This is a genomic window from Brassicibacter thermophilus (assembly GCF_055378355.1).
In genome coordinates, this window is the sequence record NZ_AP042446.1 from 502044 (window position 1) to 521724 (window position 19681).

Genomic DNA, 19681 nt, shown 5'->3' on the forward strand with positions numbered 1-19681 from the left:
ATATTTTTAGATACATAATATAGTTAAGAAAAAAACTAGCGTATTTTTATCAATATACTTTAAGAATGAAAACATGTTAATAATTTATGGAAATAACGTTTTTATTGTCAGAAAATTTTGATGGCCTTATAACTATTCTTGACAAATATCTTATTTTCTATCTGCTAAAATGAAGACATCAAAAAATATAGGCGGTGATATTAAATGATAAATAAAAATGTATTAGTTTCTGCACGGACTAACAAACTTAGGGGAAATAACAAAATAAGAGGACTGTTTAGTAGCATAAACCTTAAAGGTATATTAGTATTCATTATGTCCTTTTTTATAGCTAGAAGTTCAATTATGGATAATATAACTCCTTTTGGAATTGCTTTTTTTGCAGCTTATATAGCAAAAAAAATTAATGAAGGTTTATTAGTAGGTATATCTGTTTCGCTAGGAATTTTAAGCATAAAAGGTTATGAAGCGTTTCCATATATTATTATAGTTTGGTCTCTATATCTTTTGTACAAAATAATTTATCATAAATTAAAAATTACTACACTAAAAATGTCATTATTTACATCTATATTAATGGTGCTAATTAAATCCTTTTATATATTAATTACTGATTATTATTTATATGATATATTAATGACTATTTTTGAAGGCGTTATAATATTTACTCTTATATATATTTTTAGTTATGGTATTTCAGCTATTGAAAATGAAATAAGTCGAGGGTGTACAAATGAAGAGATGATTTGTACTGCTATAATGATTTCAGTATGCATATCAGGACTTAACAACCTTTCTTTAATTGGGTTATCAATAAAAGAAATAATCTCCATATTTATTGTAATAATGACTGCATATATCAAAGGACCATCTTTTGGAGCAACTATTGGTGTTACAATAGGAACAATTTCTGGGATGTCATATAGCACTATGCCAGTTTTGATTTCTGTATATGGTTTTTCAGGGATGCTTGCTGGCTTGTTTAAAGATTTAGGGAAATTAGGTACTTGTTTAGGTTTTATACTAGGAAGTGGAATAATGACATTTTATATTAATGGTATTACTATAAATTTAATTGGATTTAAAGAAATAATTGTTGTATGCATTCTTATGTTAATTTTTACAAGACCTATAGATAATGTTAAAAATATAATTTTAGAAGGATTTTGGGGATTTGAAAGAAATAAAAAATCATATAGTGAAAAGTTGAAAGAAATGACATTTAAAAGGTTAAAAGAGATTTCAAAGGTATTTGATGAACTTGGACAAACCTTTTATATGGCATCTGAAAAAAAACACATTATTGAGCAGAATGATATTTCTGGATTTGTAAATGAAGTAGTTAATGATGTCTGCAGCAATTGTGCTATGCATAAAGTATGTTGGGTTGATGATTTTTATGCTACATATCATTCTATGTTTAATATTATGAGTTTTATCGAAGCTAACGGTTCAATTACTGAAAATGCTCTGCCTGATATTTTAAAAAAGAGATGCATAAAACCTGATCTTATTGTAAATAAATGTAATTACTTGTTCGATATGTATAAGATAAATTATGAATGGGAAAACAAGATACTAGAAAGTAGACAATTAGTTTCTGAACAGTTAGGTGGTGTATCTAAAATCATTGATGATTTATCTAAAGAGATATATAAAGATGTGAGATTTAAGGAAGATGTAGAAAAGCAGATATATGCTGGACTTAGAAAAGAAGGTATAAATGTAGCAGAAATTATAGTTGCCGAATCTGATGATGATGAGTTTCAAATATATATAGAAATTAAACCATCAAAAAATAATGTTGATTTAGAAAGCATAACTAATATGGTTTCAGAAATAGTTGGGTACGAACTAATAAAAGATGATTTTAACTATAAAACTAAAGGAGATGAAGGAATTAAAATTAAACTTATAAGAGCTAATAGATATGGAGCTATTACTAAAGTTGCATCTTTAAATGATTCATTTAATTATGTTTCAGGAGATAATTACACATATGGTGAAAAGTGTAGTAATTATTATATTGCTTTAAGCGATGGAATGGGTATGGGGATAAAAGCAAGTAACGAAAGTAATATAACTATATCTTTATTAGAGAAGTTTCTCGAAGCAGGGTTTAATAAGGAATTAGCTTTAAAAACTATAAACTCAATACTTGTTTTGAAGTCAAATGAAGAAATGTTATCTACTGTTGATATATCAATATTAAACTTACTTAGTGGTAGAGGACAGTTTATAAAAGTAGGGGCGGTTTCTACTTTTATAAAGAGAAAAGATTCAATAGAAATAATCAATTCAAATAGTTTACCAGTAGGAATATTGAAAGATGTAGATTTTCAAGTTTATGAAAGTGATCTTGAAGATGGTGATTTTATTATTATGATGTCAGATGGGGTTTTAGATGCCGACATTGATAAAGATGATAAAGAAGCATGGATGTCAGAAATAATAGAAGGAATAAATACTATAAACCCTCAAAAAATGGCAGAGGAGATATTACGCAAGGCATTGGAAAGATGTAACAATAATGCAAGAGATGATATGACGGTGCTAGTTACTAAAATATGGAAAAGAAGGTAGGAGCTTAAAAAGCTCCTTTTTATATGTTTAAATTCCTCATACAAATTCACCATGTATATAAGATTGATAAATGGCAATAATCAAAAAAAAATATATATAGGAGGATTAGTATGAGTGATAGTACAGTTTTAAAAGAGATAATACTTGTTACTGACGGAGAATCAAATGTTGGCATAAACCCAGTGTTAGTGGCTGATAGGGGAAAAAGAAATGGCATAATAATTAATACCATAGGAATAGTAAAAAATTGCAAATTAGAAAAACCTATGGCCGAGATACAAAATATCGCAGCTGCTGGAGGTGGTTTATGGGAAATTACTAACTTAGAGAGCCTTTCTCAAACTATGACAATGATGACAGCAAAATCGGTTTATAAAACTATAGAAGAAGCAGTAAATAGGGAATTAAAACAAGTATTTAAAGCCGATATGCTTGATATGCACCCTGATAAGAGAAATAAAATAATTAAAGCAATAGATAAATTAGAAGAAGAGATAGATATAAAATGCTGTGTAGTAATGGACTGCAGTGGTAGTATGGCTAAAAAAATAACAGTAGCAAAAAATAGTGTTTTAAGTTTACTAAAAGTTATGAATGAAAGAAAAGGGAAAATGGAAATTGCTTTAATAACGTATCCTTGGGAAAATGACAAAATGTGTAGATTACTATGTGATTTTACAGGCGATGTTCAAACATTGGAAAAAAGCTTTGATATGATACGTACTGGAGGGACTACACCTACTGGTCTTGCTTTAGAAACAGCAATAAATTTGTTAAATGGAGAAGCAATTGATTGTGTAGAAGAAGAACTTAAAGAAGATTGTAATTCTTCTCCATTATTAGATGAAAGCATTTTATAATCAAAATTTTATTATCCATAATGTTTAGAGAATAACCAGGAAATAAAGGAATGATTATGTTGGATAATAAGAAAAAAAACATAATAATAGAAAACAATACCATAAAAGGAAAATGGAATGGAAACGAGTACAATATCATTCAAAAAATAGGCAAGGGTGGTATAGGTGAGGTTTATAAGGTAATAGATAAAAATAAAAAAATTTATGCTTTGAAAATTAGTGAAGATATAAGTTCCATAACTAGAGAATATGACATTTTAGTTAAGATGCGTTTCATAGATTTTGTTCCAAATGTCTATGAAATTGATGATTATGTAAAAGAAAATAATATTTTTCATTTTTTTATTATGGATTATATTGACGGAATTTGTTTAAATGATTATATTAAGAATATAAAATATAATATAGAAAAGCTAATAAAAATTATTATAACACTATCAACCATGATGGAAATTATCAACAATATAGGTTATCTCTATGTTGATATTAAGCCACAGAATATATTAATTAGCAGAAAAAGCAAAAAAGTTTATTTAATTGATTTTGGTGGAGCAATAAAAAAAAATTCAAGTATAAAGGAATATACTCCAACATATAACATGATTTCATGGAGATTAAACTTTAAGATGAAAGATGTTGAAAGTATAATATTTAGTTTATCTATGCTAATGGTTTCTCTAATATCTAACAAAGAATTTAATCCCTTATTAGTTAATATGTCCATAGTAAAAAATAATATTAAAACATTAGGAATAGATAACAGTATAAAACAAGTTATAATTAAAGGTGTAAGTGGCAGGTACAGTGATTTTAGTAGATTTAGAAAAGATTTAATAAATATAATTAATAAAAAAACAAATAAATTGTGTAGAAATAAAGATAAAATTGATATAATAGATATAGTTTTAATATTTAGTATTGTTTTTTTTGTAGTATCATTGATGTTACTATGGTAAAAAAAATTAATGATGAAGGATGTCATTGGTTATGGAAGAAAAAGTTTATAAGACAATTAAAACCCATAATCTGATAAATGAAAAAGAGAATATAGTATTAGGGTTGTCAGGAGGGCCTGATTCGATGGCTCTTCTTTATGTTCTTATGGAAATAAAAAAGAAAATTAATTTTAAAATTTATGCAGCTCATGTTAACCATGGTGTAAGAGGTAAAGAAGCTGATGAAGATGAGTTTTTTGTGAAACAAACTTGTGAAACTTTAAATATCCCGCTATACATAAAAAGGGTAGACATGAATAAATATGCCAAGGAAAACAGATTATCTTCAGAGGAAGCTGGTAGAAAAATAAGATATGATTTCTTCAGAGAGATTTTAGATAAAATTGGTGGGGGAAAGATTGCAGTTGCACATAATAAAAATGACCAATCAGAAACTGTACTATTTAGATTTATTAGGGGAGCAGGCATAGATGGTTTAGTAGGCATGAAATATAAAAATGGCGATATAATTAGACCATTATTAGACATTGATAGAGGAGAGATAGAGAAGTACTGTTTTGTTAAAAATATTAAAACTAGGATTGATAAAACTAATTTTGAAACATTATATGGGAGAAATAAAATTAGGCTTGAGCTTATACCTTATATTGAAAAGAATTTGAATAACAATATAATTGATACGTTATTTAGAAATGCTAAGATATTATCATATGATAAAGAGTTCTTAGATGAGTATAGTAAAGAAAGCTATGAAAAAGTGCTAGAAAGTAAGACTGATAACAATGTTGTATTAAGTAAAAAAGGTTTTAAAAAATTACATCCAGCAATAAAGGCTAGAGTTATTAGGATATCTGTAGAAAGATTATTGGGGGATATTAAAGATCTTGAAAAAAAGCATATTGACGATGTTATGAACTTATTTGAAAAAGGTAATACAGGAAAAGAAATAAGTATTAATAAAGGAATTTTAGCTCAAGTAAGTTATGAAAAATTAATTATTAAGAAAAATAAAAAAGAAAATGGAATATCTAATTTTCAATATAGGCTTAAAATAAATGAGATTACTTTTATTAATGAATTAAGTACAAAAGTTAAATGTAAAGTATTGTCAAGGGAAGAAGTTAATATTAGTTTTAATGATAGATTTATAAAGTTTTTTGATTATGATAAAATAAAAAGCGAACTCTATTTAAGAAATAGGAGAAAAGGTGATAGAATTGTACCTATTGGAATGAATAGCAGCAAAAAACTTAAAGATTTTTTTATAGATAAAAAAATCCCACGAGATGAGAGGGACAAGATTCCTTTATTAGTAGATGGAAATAATATTGTTTGGATAATAGGATATAGGGTAAGTGAAAAATATAAAATAACTGAACACACAAAAAATGTTTTGGTGGTAGAGTATATAAATTAAAAGTTTATTATAATTTGAAAAATAAATAATTATAGATTTTAAATTTTGCAAGAAATAATTTTAATTGAGGAGGCTAATTATGGAAAACAACATTAGTGAAATATTACTTACTTCAGACGAGATACAAAAAAGAGTTGAAGAATTAGGTGAAAAGATAACAAATGATTATAAAGGTAAGGATTTGATGCTTATTGGAATATTAAAGGGAGCAGTTATGTTTATGTCTGATTTATGTAAATATATTAAGATACCGATAACTATAGATTTTATGGCTGTTTCTAGCTATGGAAAATCTACGCAATCATCTGGAGTTGTAAGAATAATTAAAGATTTAGATGCTAGTATTGAGGGTAAAGATATATTGGTAGTAGAAGATATAATAGACTCTGGACTTACACTAAGTTACTTGACTAATAACTTAAAATCTAGGGGAGCAAACAGTGTGAAGATATGTACTCTTTTGGATAAACCTGAAAGAAGAAGCGTTGATGTTAAAGTTGATTACATTGGATTTAAAATTCCTGATGCATTTGTAGTTGGGTATGGTTTAGATTTTGCAGAGAAATATAGAAATTTGCCTTATATAGGCATTCTTAAAGAAGAAATTTATAGATAAAATATTTAACTGTGCATTATTGTATTTTGGAAAAATGTATGGTAGAATATTATAATATGATAGTTTGCATACTGGAGAGGAGGACTTTTGTTGAGAAGATTTTTTAGGGGTATAAGCTTCTATTTGCTTATATTCATAATTATAATATTTGTTGTACAGGTTATGGGACGAGATGTTGAAAAAGTTACTGAATTAGATGTTACTGAGTTGATAGAGAATATTAAAAACAATAATGTATCAAGTATTACATTTGTTGAGAATGATGTAAAGGGTACATTAAAGGATGGAACCAAATTTACTTCTTATGTACCATGGGCAGTACAAGAAGTTTTTTATAGTAAATATCTTGAAGAACCTGTCGACAAAGGAGAAATAAGATTTAGCGGAGAACAACCACCTGAAACTCCAATGATATTGCAAGCATTACCAACAATCTTTATGATTTTAATATTTGTAGTATTTTGGTTTGTGTTTATGCAGCAATCTCAAGGCGGAGGAAGTCGTGTAATGTCTTTTGGCAAGAGTAAAGCAAAGATGCATAAACAAAATGAAGGGAAAAAGATTACATTTGAGGATGTAGCTGGATTAGATGAGGAAAAGGAAGAATTAAAAGAAATAGTTGATTTTCTTAAAAGTCCTAAAAAATATATTGAACTTGGAGCAAGAATACCTAAAGGAGTATTGATGGTAGGACCTCCGGGAACAGGTAAAACATATTTGAGTAAAGCAGTTGCTGGTGAAGCTGGTGTACCATTTTTTAGTATAAGTGGGTCAGACTTTGTTGAAATGTTTGTTGGCGTTGGTGCTTCACGTGTAAGAGATTTATTCGATCAAGCTAAGAAGAATTCACCATGTATAGTGTTTATAGATGAGATAGATGCAGTTGGAAGAAGACGTGGAGCTGGTTTAGGTGGAGGTCACGATGAGCGTGAACAAACATTAAACCAACTACTTGTAGAAATGGATGGATTTGGTGAAAACGAAGGTATCATTGTAATGGCTGCTACAAATAGACCAGATATTTTAGACCCAGCATTATTAAGACCAGGAAGATTTGACAGACAGGTTTATGTTGGTGTTCCAGATATTAAGGGAAGGGAAGCAATACTAAGAATACACACTAGAGATAAGCCGTTAGATGAAGATGTTGACCTTAAGGTTGTAGCTAGAAGAACTCCAGGATTTACTCCAGCAGATTTAGAAAATTTAGTAAATGAAGCTGCACTTTTAGCAGCAAGAAATAATTTACAGAAGATACCTATGCACATAATAGAAGAGGCTTCTACTAAAGTTATTGCTGGCCCTGAAAAGAGAAGCAAGGTAATAAGCGAAAAAGAAAAGAAACTTACAGCATATCATGAAGCAGGGCATGCTGTTGCTTCAAGATTACTGCCAAATACAGATCCTGTCCATATGGTTACAATTATTCCTAGAGGAAGAGCTGGAGGATTTACTATGTATCTTCCAGAAGAAGATAGGCAATATATGACTAAGACACAGATGGAAGAGCATTTAGTCCAAATGCTAGGAGGAAGAGTTGCTGAAAAACTTGTATTAGGAGATATTAGTACAGGTGCTCAAAATGATCTAGAAAGAGCTACAAAATTAGCTAGAAATATGATCACACATTATGGTATGAGTGAGAAATTAGGTCCTATGACATATGGAACAGATGAGGAAGAGGTGTTTATCGGCAGAGATCTTGGAAGAACTAGAAACTATAGTGAAGAAGTGGCTGCACAAATTGACAGAGAAATAAGAGGGTTAATAGATAAAGCTTATCATAAAGCTGAAGAATTACTAACTGAAAATATTAATAAACTTCATAAAGTAGCAGAAGCTTTGCTTGAAAAAGAAACTCTTGATGCTAAAGAGTTTGAGAATGTATTTATGAGTGCATAATTTTTACAAAAACAGTTCCAATTGGAACTGTTTTTTTGTAAAACTATTTATATCATATGCTAAATACCTCGTATGACAAATTTTATTTCCTTATTTAATATTCTTTTTTCCGAATATATTGTACATTTGATTATTTTTTATCAAACCAATTATCAAACTGATAATTAGTTTGATATCTTATATGTTAATAGAATTAAAAATACTATAATAACAAATTTAAGACAAATATATCAATATGATAATTTTTATCAATATGAAAATTAAACAAAAGTATCGGAAAAAATACCGTATGATTTGTGCGTAAATATTGAATTTCTATTAATATTATAAGACATATTTACATTTATAATAAATAAAATTTTTTTAAAATTATAAAAATTTGTATTTTATAGTTTCTTTCCTTTAATTTCAATTAAAATCGCAAAAATTCAGATATCTAGAATATAATTTGTTATATTTTGAACTGTAAGTATTTATATAGTTTTTACAATCAATTACAAATTAGGTTTATTAGTTAGTTTTAAAATATTATTTATAAAAGTTAAAAGTCTCATATTACAATTGGTGTTTATTGGCATGATTGTTGCTACATAAATTATATGTGAATAAAATATTTATAAAACATAGTAACTTATTAATTGAAATTAATTAAAGGTGGGTAGGATGATGTATAGTTTTATTTTAAATGGAGAAAAAGTTAGCACAAATGAAGATAAACGTTTACTTGATTACTTAAGGGATGATAAAAGAATTACATCAGTAAAAAATGGATGTAATGGTGAAGGAGTATGTGGAGCATGTTCAGTTTTAGTTGACGGAAAAAAAAGACAATCGTGTAGATTAACTACAAGTAAAGTTGATGGTAAAGAAGTATTAACTGTGGAAGGATTATCAGATAAAGAAAAAGATATATATGCATGGGCGTTTACTGAGGCTGGAGCTGTACAATGTGGATATTGTATTCCAGGAATGGTTATTAGTGCAAAATCACTTTTAGATAATAATTTAAACCCTACTAGAGAAGATATTAAGAAGGCAATAAGGGGCAATATATGTAGATGCACGGGTTATGTGAAAATTGAAAAGGCAATTTTAATGGCTGCAAAAGCTATGAGAGAAGGCATTAAGCCACCTAAAAGAGAATGCAAAGGTATTGTTGGCGATGAAATGAACAGAGTTGATGCAAGAGAGAAAATATTAGGAATTGGTGAATATGTGGATGATATGTATGTTGAAGGTATGTTATATGGGGCATCGCTTAAAGCTAAGTATCCAAGAGCTTTAGTAAAAAGTATAGACATATCTGAAGCATTGAAACACCCTGAGGCTGAAGCTGTTCTCACTGCTGAAGATGTGCCTGGTGAAAGATATATAGGACATATTATAAACGATTGGCCTGCTTTAATAGCTGTAGGTGAAGAAACAAGATATGTGGGAGATGCAGTGGCTTTAGTTGCTGCCAGAAGTAAAAAGGGTTTAGAGGAAATACTTAATTTAATAAAAGTAGAGTATGAAGAACTTAAGCCATTAAGGAATCCATATGAAGCTATGGATGAAAATGCACCTAAGATACATGAAAAAGGTAATATTTTAGTAAAAGAAGTACTTAAAAGAGGAAATGCAGATGAAGCAATTGCTAAATCAAAATATGTTGTAACTAAAAGATATTCTACACCTTTTACAGAACATGCTTTTTTGGAACCAGAAAGTGCTTTAGCCATGATGGATGGTGATGTAGTAAAAATATATACTGGATGTCAAGGTGTATTTGCAGTACAAAGAGAATGTTCACGATTATTAGGAATACCTGCTGAAAAAGTAAGAGTAATTAATAAACTTGTAGGTGGAGGCTTTGGCGGCAAAGAGGATATGAGCGTTCAGCATCATGCAGCACTTTTGACATGGTATACAAAAAAGCCAGTAAAAGTAACATTAACACGACAGGAGAGCTTAATAGTTCATCCTAAGAGGCATGCAATGGAAATGGAATTCACAACAGCTTGTGATGAAAATGGCAAATTGACAGGAATGAAGGCTAGGATTATAGCAGATACTGGAGCTTATGCGTCACTTGGAGGACCAGTATTGCAGAGAGCATGTACTCATGCAGCAGGGCCATATAATTACCAAAATGTAGATATAGAAGGATTGGCAGTATATACTAATAATCCACCAGCAGGTGCATTTAGAGGCTTTGGGGTTACACAATCTTTATTTGCTACTGAATGTAATTTAAATTTACTAGCTGAGAAGGTGGGAATCTCACCTTGGGAAATAAGGTATAGAAATGCAATAGAACCTGGAGAAGTTCTTCCAAATGGGCAAATTGCTGGTGACGATACTGCTCTTAAAGAAACTCTATTAGCTGTAAAAGATGAATATGATAAGCATAAATATGTTGGCATAGCATGTGCTATTAAGAATACTGGTTTAGGTGTAGGAGTTCCTGATATAGGAAGATGTAGGCTATCAATTATTGATGGTAAAGTTCATATTAGAACAGGTGCTGCATGTATGGGGCAAGGTCTTGCTACGATTGCCATACAGATATTATGTGAAACAACGGGAATAGAAAAAGAGAAAGTAGTAGTTGATGCTCCAGATACATTTATCACTCCAGATTCTGGTATGTCTACAGCTTCAAGACAAACATTATTTACTGGAGAAGCCGTAAGACTTGCTGCTAAGGAACTTAATAAAGCTTTAAAGACAAAAAAACTTGATGAATTAGAAGGCCAAGATTATTATGGAGAATATAATGGGATAACTGACCCTATGGGTTCTGATAAGGAACATCCTGTTAGCCATATAGCTTATAGTTATGCAACAGATCTCGTAATTTTAGATGAAAATGGACGCATTGACAAAGTAGTAGCTGCTCATGATGTAGGCAAACCAATTAACCCTAAAAATCTAGAGGGACAAATTGAAGGCGGAGTAGTTATGGGGTTAGGTTATGCGCTTACAGAAGATTATCCATTGAAAGATTGTGTACCTACAGCTAGATATGGAACTTTAGGACTTTTAAGGGCTACTGATGTACCAGAAATTAAATCAATTATTTTAGGTAAAAACAATAGTGAGTTAGCATACGGAGCAAAAGGTATTGGAGAAATATCTGCTATACCAGTAGCACCTGCTGTTAGTGGAGCGTATTTAAAATACGACGGTATATTCAGAAATAAACTTCCACTAGAAAACACACCTTATAGCAGAAAGAAAAGGTAAAAACAAGTAAAAAATATGCAGGGGAGATATGTATATGGGGAATTCATTAATATTAAAAGGTAATATTATATTTACATCGGCACCCAATAAATTCGATGTATATAGCGATAGCTACATTGTATGTATTGATGGTAAAGTAGAAGGAATATATAAAGTTTTGCCAGAAAAATATAATGGTCATCCAGTCAAGGATTATGGTAACAGGTTGATAATTCCAGGATTTGTAGATTTGCATTTGCATGCACCTCAGTTTTTGCAGAGTGGGATAGGAATGAATAAAAAACTTCTTGATTGGCTAAACGAATATACATTTAAATCGGAAAAAGAATTTTTAGATATAGAATTTGCAGAAAAAGCTTATACAAATTTTGTAGATAAACTAGTTAAAAATGGAACTTTAAGGGCATGTATTTTTGCTACTTCTTCAACAAAAAGTACAGAAGTATTATTTGAGATTTTAAAGAAGAAAGGAATTGGAGCATATGTTGGAAAAGTAGAAATGGACAGAAATGCACCTGAATATATTATAGAATCAAAAGATAGTTTAATAAAAGGAACAAGGTACTTAATTGAGAAATACAAAAATGACAAATTAGTTAAACCTATTATAACTCCAAGATTTGCACCTAGCTGTACAGATGAATTACTAAAAGAATTAGGTAAATTAGCTGATGAATACAATTTACCGGTTCAATCCCATTTAGATGAGAGTCTTAATGAAATAGAATGGGTAAAAAATCTTTTCCCAAAGGCAAAAAATTATTCAGAAGTTTATAATGAAAATGGTTTATTTGGGCAAACTCCAACAGTTATGGCACATGGCATATATTTAAATGATGATGAAATAAGATTAGTCAAAAAGAATAATGTTATGTTGGTACATTGTCCAGATTCGAACATAAACCTTATAAGTGGGATAATGCCGATTAGAAAATATTTAGACATTGGAATAAAGGTAGGACTTGGTAGTGATATTGCTGCTGGTCATAAAATTGCTTTAAATGAAACTATAGTTAGAGCAATTCAGTCTTCTAAGATAATAAATATGTATAATTCAGGATCTAAACCACTTACTATATCTGAAGCATTTTATTTAGCTACGAAAAGCGGTGGTGAATTTTTCGGTAAAACTGGAAGCTTTGAAAATGGATATAGTATGGATGCACTTGTAATTGAAGATGAGGAAATTATGTCTAACAACTATTCTATAGAGGATAGGTTAGAAAAATTTATATATACAGGTGATGATAGAAACATTTGTGCTAGATACGTAGAAGGAAATAAAATATCTTAATTTTTTATCAAAATATATAGGAGGGGATGAAATGAGTATTGGTAAAAGCGTTAAAAGAGTAGATGCTTTTGAAAAGGTAACTGGACGTGCAAAATATACAGACGATTTTCGCCTGAGTAATGCACTCATTGCTAAAGTTCTTCATAGTACTATTGCTAATGGTCTTGTGAAAAGTATTGATACATCAGAAGCTGAAAAACTCGATGGAGTTGTAAAAATCGTTACTTGTTTCGATGTTCCAGATATTACTTTCCCAACAGCTGGCCATCCTTGGGCTCTTGACCCTGATCATGCAGATATTGCAGACAGGAAGTTACTTAATCAAAGAGTTAGATATTATGGTGATGATATAGCAGCTGTAATTGCTAAAGATAAAGAAACTGCAGAGAAGGCACTTAAGCTTATAAAGGTTGATTATGAAGAATATGAGCCATTGGTTTCTATTGAAGCTGCTTTAAGAAAAGGAGCAAAACCTATTCATGACGCTTATCCTAACAATATTCTAAAACACACAAGTTATGAAATAGGTGATTTTGATAATGCAATCAAAGAAAAAGGGCTTCTAGTATTTGAAGGAGAATATGAAACTCCTATGGTAAAACACTGCTATATCGAAAATCCTATTTCTTATGCTTATGGCGAAGCTGGTAAAATAGTTGTTGTTACTTCAACTCAAATTCCTCATATAGTAAGACGTGTAGTAGGTCAAGCACTAGGAATTGGTTGGGGTAAAGTTAGAGTTATTAAGCCATATATAGGAGGAGGATTTGGTGGTAAACAAGAAGTTCTTTATGAGCCACTAAATGCTTATTTATCTCAATTAGTTGGAGGTAGATGTGTTAAACTTGAGCTTACAAGAGAAGAAGATTTTATTTGTACACGTGTACGTCATGCAACGAAAATAAAGATTAAGAGTTATGTGCGCCCTAATGGACGTTTTGTCGCAAGAAAAGTAGAAGTATATGGGAATAAAGGTGCTTATGCATCTCATGGGCACAGTGTTATAGGTAAGGCAGCCGGTGCTGTAAAGCAAATATACAATGATGAAGTAGCAACTAAGTGCGATGCGTATACGGTTTTCACAAATACTCCTAGTTCTGGTGCAATGCGTGCGTATGGAATACCACAAATTACGTTTGCATTAGAATCTCATGTTGATGAAATTGCAAGATCACTTAATATAAGTCCAATTAAAATAAGAGAGATTAACATGATGAAATTAGGTTTCGAAGATAATGGCATTAAGTGCAATAGTAATGGACTTAAAGAATGTATTGAAAAAGGCAAAAAATATATTGAATGGGATAAAAAGAAGAAAGAATATAAAAACCAAACAGGTCCTATACGTAGGGGCGTTGGTATGGCAATATTTAGTTATGCAACAGGTGTTTATCCTATTGCACTAGAAACTGCAAGCTGTAGAATTGTACTTAATCAAGATGGTTCTGTACAAGTTCAGATGGGTGCAACTGAAATAGGACAAGGTGCTGACACAGTTTTCTCACAAATGGTGTCTCATGTTCTTGATATCCCAATGGAAAAAGTATATATAGTATCAATGCAAGATACAGACGTTACTCCATATGATTCAGGAGCATATGCATCACGACAATCTTATGTTTCAGGTATGGCTGCTAAAAAAGCTGCTATTAAACTTAAAGAAAAAATTTTAGAGCATGCAAACTTCATGTTAAAACTCCCTATAGGAAATCTTGACCTTAAAAATGGCAACATAATAAACAAAGAAACTAATGAAGTATTGTTATCCTTACAAGATGTTGCTACTCATGCCATTTACAATACAGAAAAATCAATTCATATTACGTCAGAAGTAACGAACCAGTGTAAGTCTAATACATTTTCTTTTGGAGCATGTTTTGCAGATATTGAAGTCGATATTCCTTTAGGTAAAATTAAGGTCAATAAAGTTATAAATGTTCATGATAGTGGAAAAGTGCTAAATCCTCAACTTGCTGCAGCACAGGTACATGGTGGTATGAGTATGAGCTTAGGTTTTGGGTTAAGTGAACAACTTTTATTTGATGAAAAGACAGGTAAACCACTTAATAACAATTTACTTGACTATAAACTTCCAACAGTTATGGATATGCCACATTTAGAAGCACAATTTGTAGAAACATATGATATATCAGGGCCTTTTGGTAATAAGGCATTAGGAGAACCTCCTGCTATTCCAGTAGCACCTGCAATCCGAAATGCATTATTGGATGCAACAGGAATTCCATTTAATGTTATTCCACTAACACCACAAAGATTAATTGAAAAGTTTAAGGAATATAAACTGATATAGTTAATAAAAAAGAGAGGTGAAATTAAATGTATGACATCAAAAAAATATATCGTGCAACTTCAGTTGAAGATGCTATAGAGCATCTTGTTGCAGACCCTGGAGCAAAGATTATTGCAGGTGGAAGCGATGTACTTATAAAGATTCGTAATGGAAAGCTGGCTGGCTGTTCACTTGTAAGCATTCATGGGTTAGATGAACTGAGAGGAGTATCTCTACTGGATAACGGTAGTATAAAAATTGGAGCACTTACAAGTTTTTCGCATGTAACAAAGGACCCAATTGTTCAAAAATATATACCTGTTTTAGGAGAAGCTGTTGATCAAGTTGGTGGACCTCAAATAAGAAATATGGGGACTATAGGCGGAAATGTTGCTAATGGTGCTACTAGTGCTGATAGTGCACCTACCTTATTTGCTCTTAACGCTAAGCTTGAAATAATGGGGCCTAATGGTAAAAAAATCATGCCTATTTCTGAATTTTATATAGGACCAGGGAAAGTTAAATTGAAAAATGATGAAATACTTACATCTATATATATAGAAAAAGATGATTATGAAAACTATACAGGACATTATATTAAATATTCTATGCGTAATTCAATGGATATTGCGACATTAGGTTGTAGTGTAACTTGTAAACTTAATGAAGATAAGAGTATTATTGAAGATGTTCGCTTGGCATATGGTGTTGCTGCTCCTACTCCTATAAGGTGCCCTAAGGCTGAAGAAGCTATAAAAGGAATGAAGATATCTGATGATGAGATGTATCGAATTTTTAGTTCAATAGCAGCTACAGAAGTTAATCCTCGTACATCATGGCGTGCATCTAAAGAATTCCGTATTCATCTTGTTAAAGAATTAAGTATACGTTGTCTGAAAGAATCAATTAAAAAATCCGGGGGTGTAATTAATGGCTAATGTAGTTTTGAATTTTACTGTAAATGGAGAACATAAAGAATTAGTAGTAGATGATAGAGAGTCTCTTCTTGATGTTCTTAGAAACAAATTAAATTTAACAAGTGTAAAAAGAGGTTGTGAAGTTGGAGAATGTGGTGCGTGCACTGTATTAATAGATGGTGAACCTGTTGATTCTTGTATATATCTTGCAATCTGGGCAGAAGGAAAAGAGGTTCTTACATTAGAGGGATTAATGGATGATGAAGGAAATATATCTGATATTCAACAAGCATTTATAGATGAAGGTGCAGTTCAATGTGGTTTTTGCACACCTGGATTTATTATGTCTTCTATACCTATTTTGGAAGATGAAAAAGAATATACAAGAGAAGAGATAAAAAAACAAATTTCTGGTAATTTTTGTCGTTGTACAGGATATGAAAATATTATAAATGCAATAGAAAAGACTAAAAATAAAAGGAGAGAGAAAAATGAGTGAAAAACAAGTTGATGAAAAAAAAGACAATTATATGGCATCAGAAATGTTGTATAAAGTTGATGATAAGCCACCTCTCTTGATGTCAATATTATTGGGATTTCAAAATATTGTTGCCGCATTTGGAGGAATAGTAGCAGTACCTCTTGTAGTATGTGGAGCTTTAGGGTTATCTGTACAAGATACAGCAATTTTTGTTAGTGCAGCTATATTTGTAGCTGGGATTGTAACAATTATACAATCTAGAGGAATAGGGCCTATTGGAGCAAGAGTTCCTTGTATGATGGGAACAGATTTTACTTTTGTTGCTCCTTCCATAGTTGTAGGATCTACTATGGGTGTACCTTCAATGTTTGGAGGAACAATTTTAGGTTCATTTATTGAAATGATTTTAAGTCGTTTTATAAAACCATTAATGAAATTTTTCCCACCAATTGTTACAGGTACAGTAGTAACTTTAATTGGAGTTACACTTCTTCCAGTGTCAATTGACTGGGCTGCTGGAGGCGTAGGCTCTCCTGAATATGGTAGTTTACAAAACTTAGCGATTGCTATGACTGTAATGATTATAGTAATTTTATTAAATAGATATGCTAAAGGTATTTTAAGCACAGCGTCGGTATTAGTAGGTATGACAATTGGTTATATAATTTGTATTCCACTTGGGATGGTGGATTTTAGTGCAGTAGCAGATGCCAAATGGTTTGAATTTCCTAGAATATTTAGATATGGAGTAAAATTTAGTTTAGCAGCCGTTGTTCCATTTATAGCTGCATACTTAGTTACAACTATAGAAACAGTAGGATGCCTTAAAGCTATTGGTGAAGCATGCGATAAAGAAATGACGGACAAGGAAATAGGGAATGGTCTTTTGGCTGATGGAGTTGGGAGTTTTATTGCAGGCTTTTTCGGTGCAAATGCAAATACATCCTTTAGTCAAAATGTTGGATTAATACCTATGACAAGGGTTGCAAGTAAATTTGTTGTTGTGGTTTCTGGAATAATAATGGTATTTCTTGGTATTTTCCCTAAATTAGGAGCTCTAATTGCAGTTATGCCAAATCCAGTATTAGGAGGAGCAGGCATAGTAATGTTTGGTAATGTTGCTGCTGCAGGAATCAAGACATTAAGTAGGGTTAAATTAAATAATCGAAACCTTTTAATAGTGTCTGTTTCTATAGGGTTAGGTTTAGGAGTAACAGTTAGACCTGATTTTATAGCAAATCTTCCAGGTGTTTTGAAAACTTTATTTTCTTCTGGAATAAGTACAGGTACATTTGCAGCTCTTATTCTTAATTTAATATTAAAAGAAGAAAGCGAAAAATCGGAAATCGCTTTACAACATGAAACTACAGTTGCATAAAAGAATAATTTAAAATAACATATTTAATACTTATATTAAAAATAATCATATTGTGTAATTAGTTCAAATTATAAAATAGGGATGACGTTGTCATCCCTATTTTATAGAATAATTATTAATATAAAACTACATATCAAGGCAAGATATTATATTTAAGGAGGAATAATTTTGAGACAACTCAAATTATTTATTATTTTGTTTGCAATATTTGGCTTTTTAATATTTTTGACAACAATATTAGATAATATAATTTTTAATATTGCATTAGCAATTTTGTTTTCTATTATAATAACTTGTGTTGTTAATAAGATATATAAAATAGCTATAAACAATATAAAGTATTACACAAATTGCATAAATAAAAATGACTTGATGATAAATATTAATGATGGTAAAAAAGGTATTGGTAAAGAAATTATTTCTGAAATCGGTAAAATGTTAGAAGAAATGAAAAAAAACTTTAAGAAACAAGTTAACATTGCTACTAAGTTATCTGAGATAAGTGAGCAGATTAATCAGATATCAATTGAGACTCAAACAGCTATGGAATCTATAGCTTCATCAGCAGAAATAACAAGTAAAAATAGTGAGAGTCAATTTAAGATGATGGAACAAGTATCTAAAAAAATCGATGATATTGTAGTTATTTTTAATAATATAAAAAAAGAAATGGAAGACACTGTTGAATTTACTTCTAAATCTATAGAATCAGCACGGGAAGGTATAAAGTCAACAAGAGAAGTTCAAGAAAAGATAAAGATTACAAAGCAACTTGCCAATAAAAATGCAAAAAAAGTAGATAATTTAATGGTATATTCTGAAAAAGTAGTAAAATTAATAGACTTAATAAATTCAGTATCAAATCAGACAAATATGTTATCCCTTAATGCTTCAATAGAAGCAGCTAGAGCAGGAGAATATGGTAAAGGCTTTTCAGTAGTAGCAATGGAAGTTAGTAAATTAGCAAATGAAACAAGTAAAGTTTCTGCAGAAATAGAAGAAGTAATTTCTAATCTTAGAAATGATATTAAAGTTATTTATAAATCAATGTATCAAGAGTCAACGCAAGTTGATGAATGTCATTCTGAAATGCAAAAAACTATTGATGGTTTTAGTAAAATAGAGGAATCATTAATGACAAGTGCTACTAAGATAGAGAATGTAAATATTTCTATTAATAAAGCAACCGAAAGTGTAAACGAGATACAATCAAGTGTTGATGAAGTTACAGACTTTACTAGCCAGATATCTTCACAGATGCAAGAAACTACAACTCAAGTAATGGTTCAAAACGAAAAAATATCAAAATTGCATGATATAATTAATGATTTATACAAAACTTCCGATAACATGCAGCAATATGTAACTAGCAAGGTGATGGAAGGTAAAATGCTTAGAGATGTTACTTATATACAAAATAGGGTTGGCAATAAAGCTATAACCGAAGATTTAATGCAAGAATTGCTAAGAGAAACTGGAGTAGATACAATATACTTAACTAACGAGAATGGTGTAGTAAAATATAGCAATGAAAAAAAGAGCATAGGCCTTAACCTTTATCAGTTAGATAAATGCTATTTATTACTTAAAAATAGAGAAAAAACATATGTTACAACTCCTCTAAAGAAAAGAGTTGAAGATGGGAGACTTTTTAAATTTTTGGCTGCTGTTGATAAGAATGGAATTATTTATCAAGTAGGTTTATCTATTGAATCATTGCTTAAATTTTAAAATTTCATATAAGTTTTTACAAAATTTT

13 protein-coding genes are annotated in these 19681 nt (G+C 30.4%); all 13 read left to right on the forward strand.

Annotated features, from left to right (window positions below):
* Window positions 1-204 precede the first annotated feature (204 nt).
* Window positions 205-2583 carry a stage II sporulation protein E gene (spoIIE, locus tag ACZ41D_RS02455; protein ID WP_464152335.1) on the forward strand — a complete coding sequence of 793 codons (2379 nt, stop codon included), beginning with the start codon at window positions 205-207 and terminating at the stop codon, window positions 2581-2583.
* Window positions 2584-2693: 110 nt separating this feature from the next.
* The gene (locus ACZ41D_RS02460; RefSeq protein WP_464152336.1) at window positions 2694-3443 is read left to right on the forward strand and encodes a vWA domain-containing protein; all 750 of its coding nucleotides are present in this window, start codon (window positions 2694-2696) and stop codon (window positions 3441-3443) included.
* Between the two features lie 59 nt (window positions 3444-3502).
* Window positions 3503-4399: a protein kinase domain-containing protein gene (locus tag ACZ41D_RS02465; RefSeq protein ID WP_464152337.1), complete on the forward strand. Its 897-nt coding sequence runs from the start codon at window positions 3503-3505 to the stop codon at window positions 4397-4399.
* A 31-nt stretch (window positions 4400-4430) separates the two neighbouring features.
* Complete coding sequence (gene tilS, locus ACZ41D_RS02470; protein ID WP_464152338.1) at window positions 4431-5816, forward strand: tRNA lysidine(34) synthetase TilS; 1386 nt, start codon at window positions 4431-4433, stop codon at window positions 5814-5816.
* A gap of 79 nt (window positions 5817-5895) precedes the next feature.
* Window positions 5896-6432, forward strand: a complete 537-nt coding sequence (hpt, locus tag ACZ41D_RS02475; RefSeq protein ID WP_464152339.1) for a hypoxanthine phosphoribosyltransferase — start codon at window positions 5896-5898, stop codon at window positions 6430-6432.
* Between the two features lie 90 nt (window positions 6433-6522).
* A complete protein-coding gene (ftsH, locus tag ACZ41D_RS02480; protein WP_464152340.1) occupies window positions 6523-8334 on the forward strand; it encodes an ATP-dependent zinc metalloprotease FtsH in 1812 nt (603 codons plus the stop codon).
* A gap of 666 nt (window positions 8335-9000) precedes the next feature.
* Window positions 9001-11562 carry a selenium-dependent xanthine dehydrogenase gene (gene xdh, locus ACZ41D_RS02485; protein WP_464152341.1) on the forward strand — a complete coding sequence of 854 codons (2562 nt, stop codon included), beginning with the start codon at window positions 9001-9003 and terminating at the stop codon, window positions 11560-11562.
* Window positions 11563-11596: 34 nt separating this feature from the next.
* A complete protein-coding gene (gene guaD / locus ACZ41D_RS02490; RefSeq protein WP_464152342.1) occupies window positions 11597-12856 on the forward strand; it encodes a guanine deaminase in 1260 nt (419 codons plus the stop codon).
* Between the two features lie 31 nt (window positions 12857-12887).
* On the forward strand, window positions 12888-15167 hold the full coding sequence (gene xdhA, locus ACZ41D_RS02495) for a xanthine dehydrogenase subunit XdhA (protein WP_464152343.1): 2280 nt from the start codon (window positions 12888-12890) through the stop codon (window positions 15165-15167).
* A 26-nt stretch (window positions 15168-15193) separates the two neighbouring features.
* Window positions 15194-16084, forward strand: coding sequence for a xanthine dehydrogenase subunit XdhB (gene xdhB / locus ACZ41D_RS02500; RefSeq protein WP_464152344.1), 891 nt, complete (start codon window positions 15194-15196; stop codon window positions 16082-16084).
* Entirely contained in the window at window positions 16077-16562 is a 486-nt protein-coding gene (gene xdhC / locus ACZ41D_RS02505; protein ID WP_464152345.1) for a xanthine dehydrogenase subunit XdhC, read from the forward strand. The genes xdhB and xdhC overlap by 8 nt, the downstream gene beginning before the upstream one ends.
* The gene (locus ACZ41D_RS02510) at window positions 16555-17922 is read left to right on the forward strand and encodes a uracil-xanthine permease family protein (protein WP_464152346.1); all 1368 of its coding nucleotides are present in this window, start codon (window positions 16555-16557) and stop codon (window positions 17920-17922) included. The genes xdhC and ACZ41D_RS02510 overlap by 8 nt, the downstream gene beginning before the upstream one ends.
* Window positions 17923-18090: 168 nt before the next feature.
* Window positions 18091-19653 (forward strand): methyl-accepting chemotaxis protein, encoded by a 1563-nt coding sequence (locus tag ACZ41D_RS02515; protein WP_464152347.1) that lies wholly within the window; start codon window positions 18091-18093, stop codon window positions 19651-19653.
* Window positions 19654-19681: the final 28 nt, after the last annotated feature.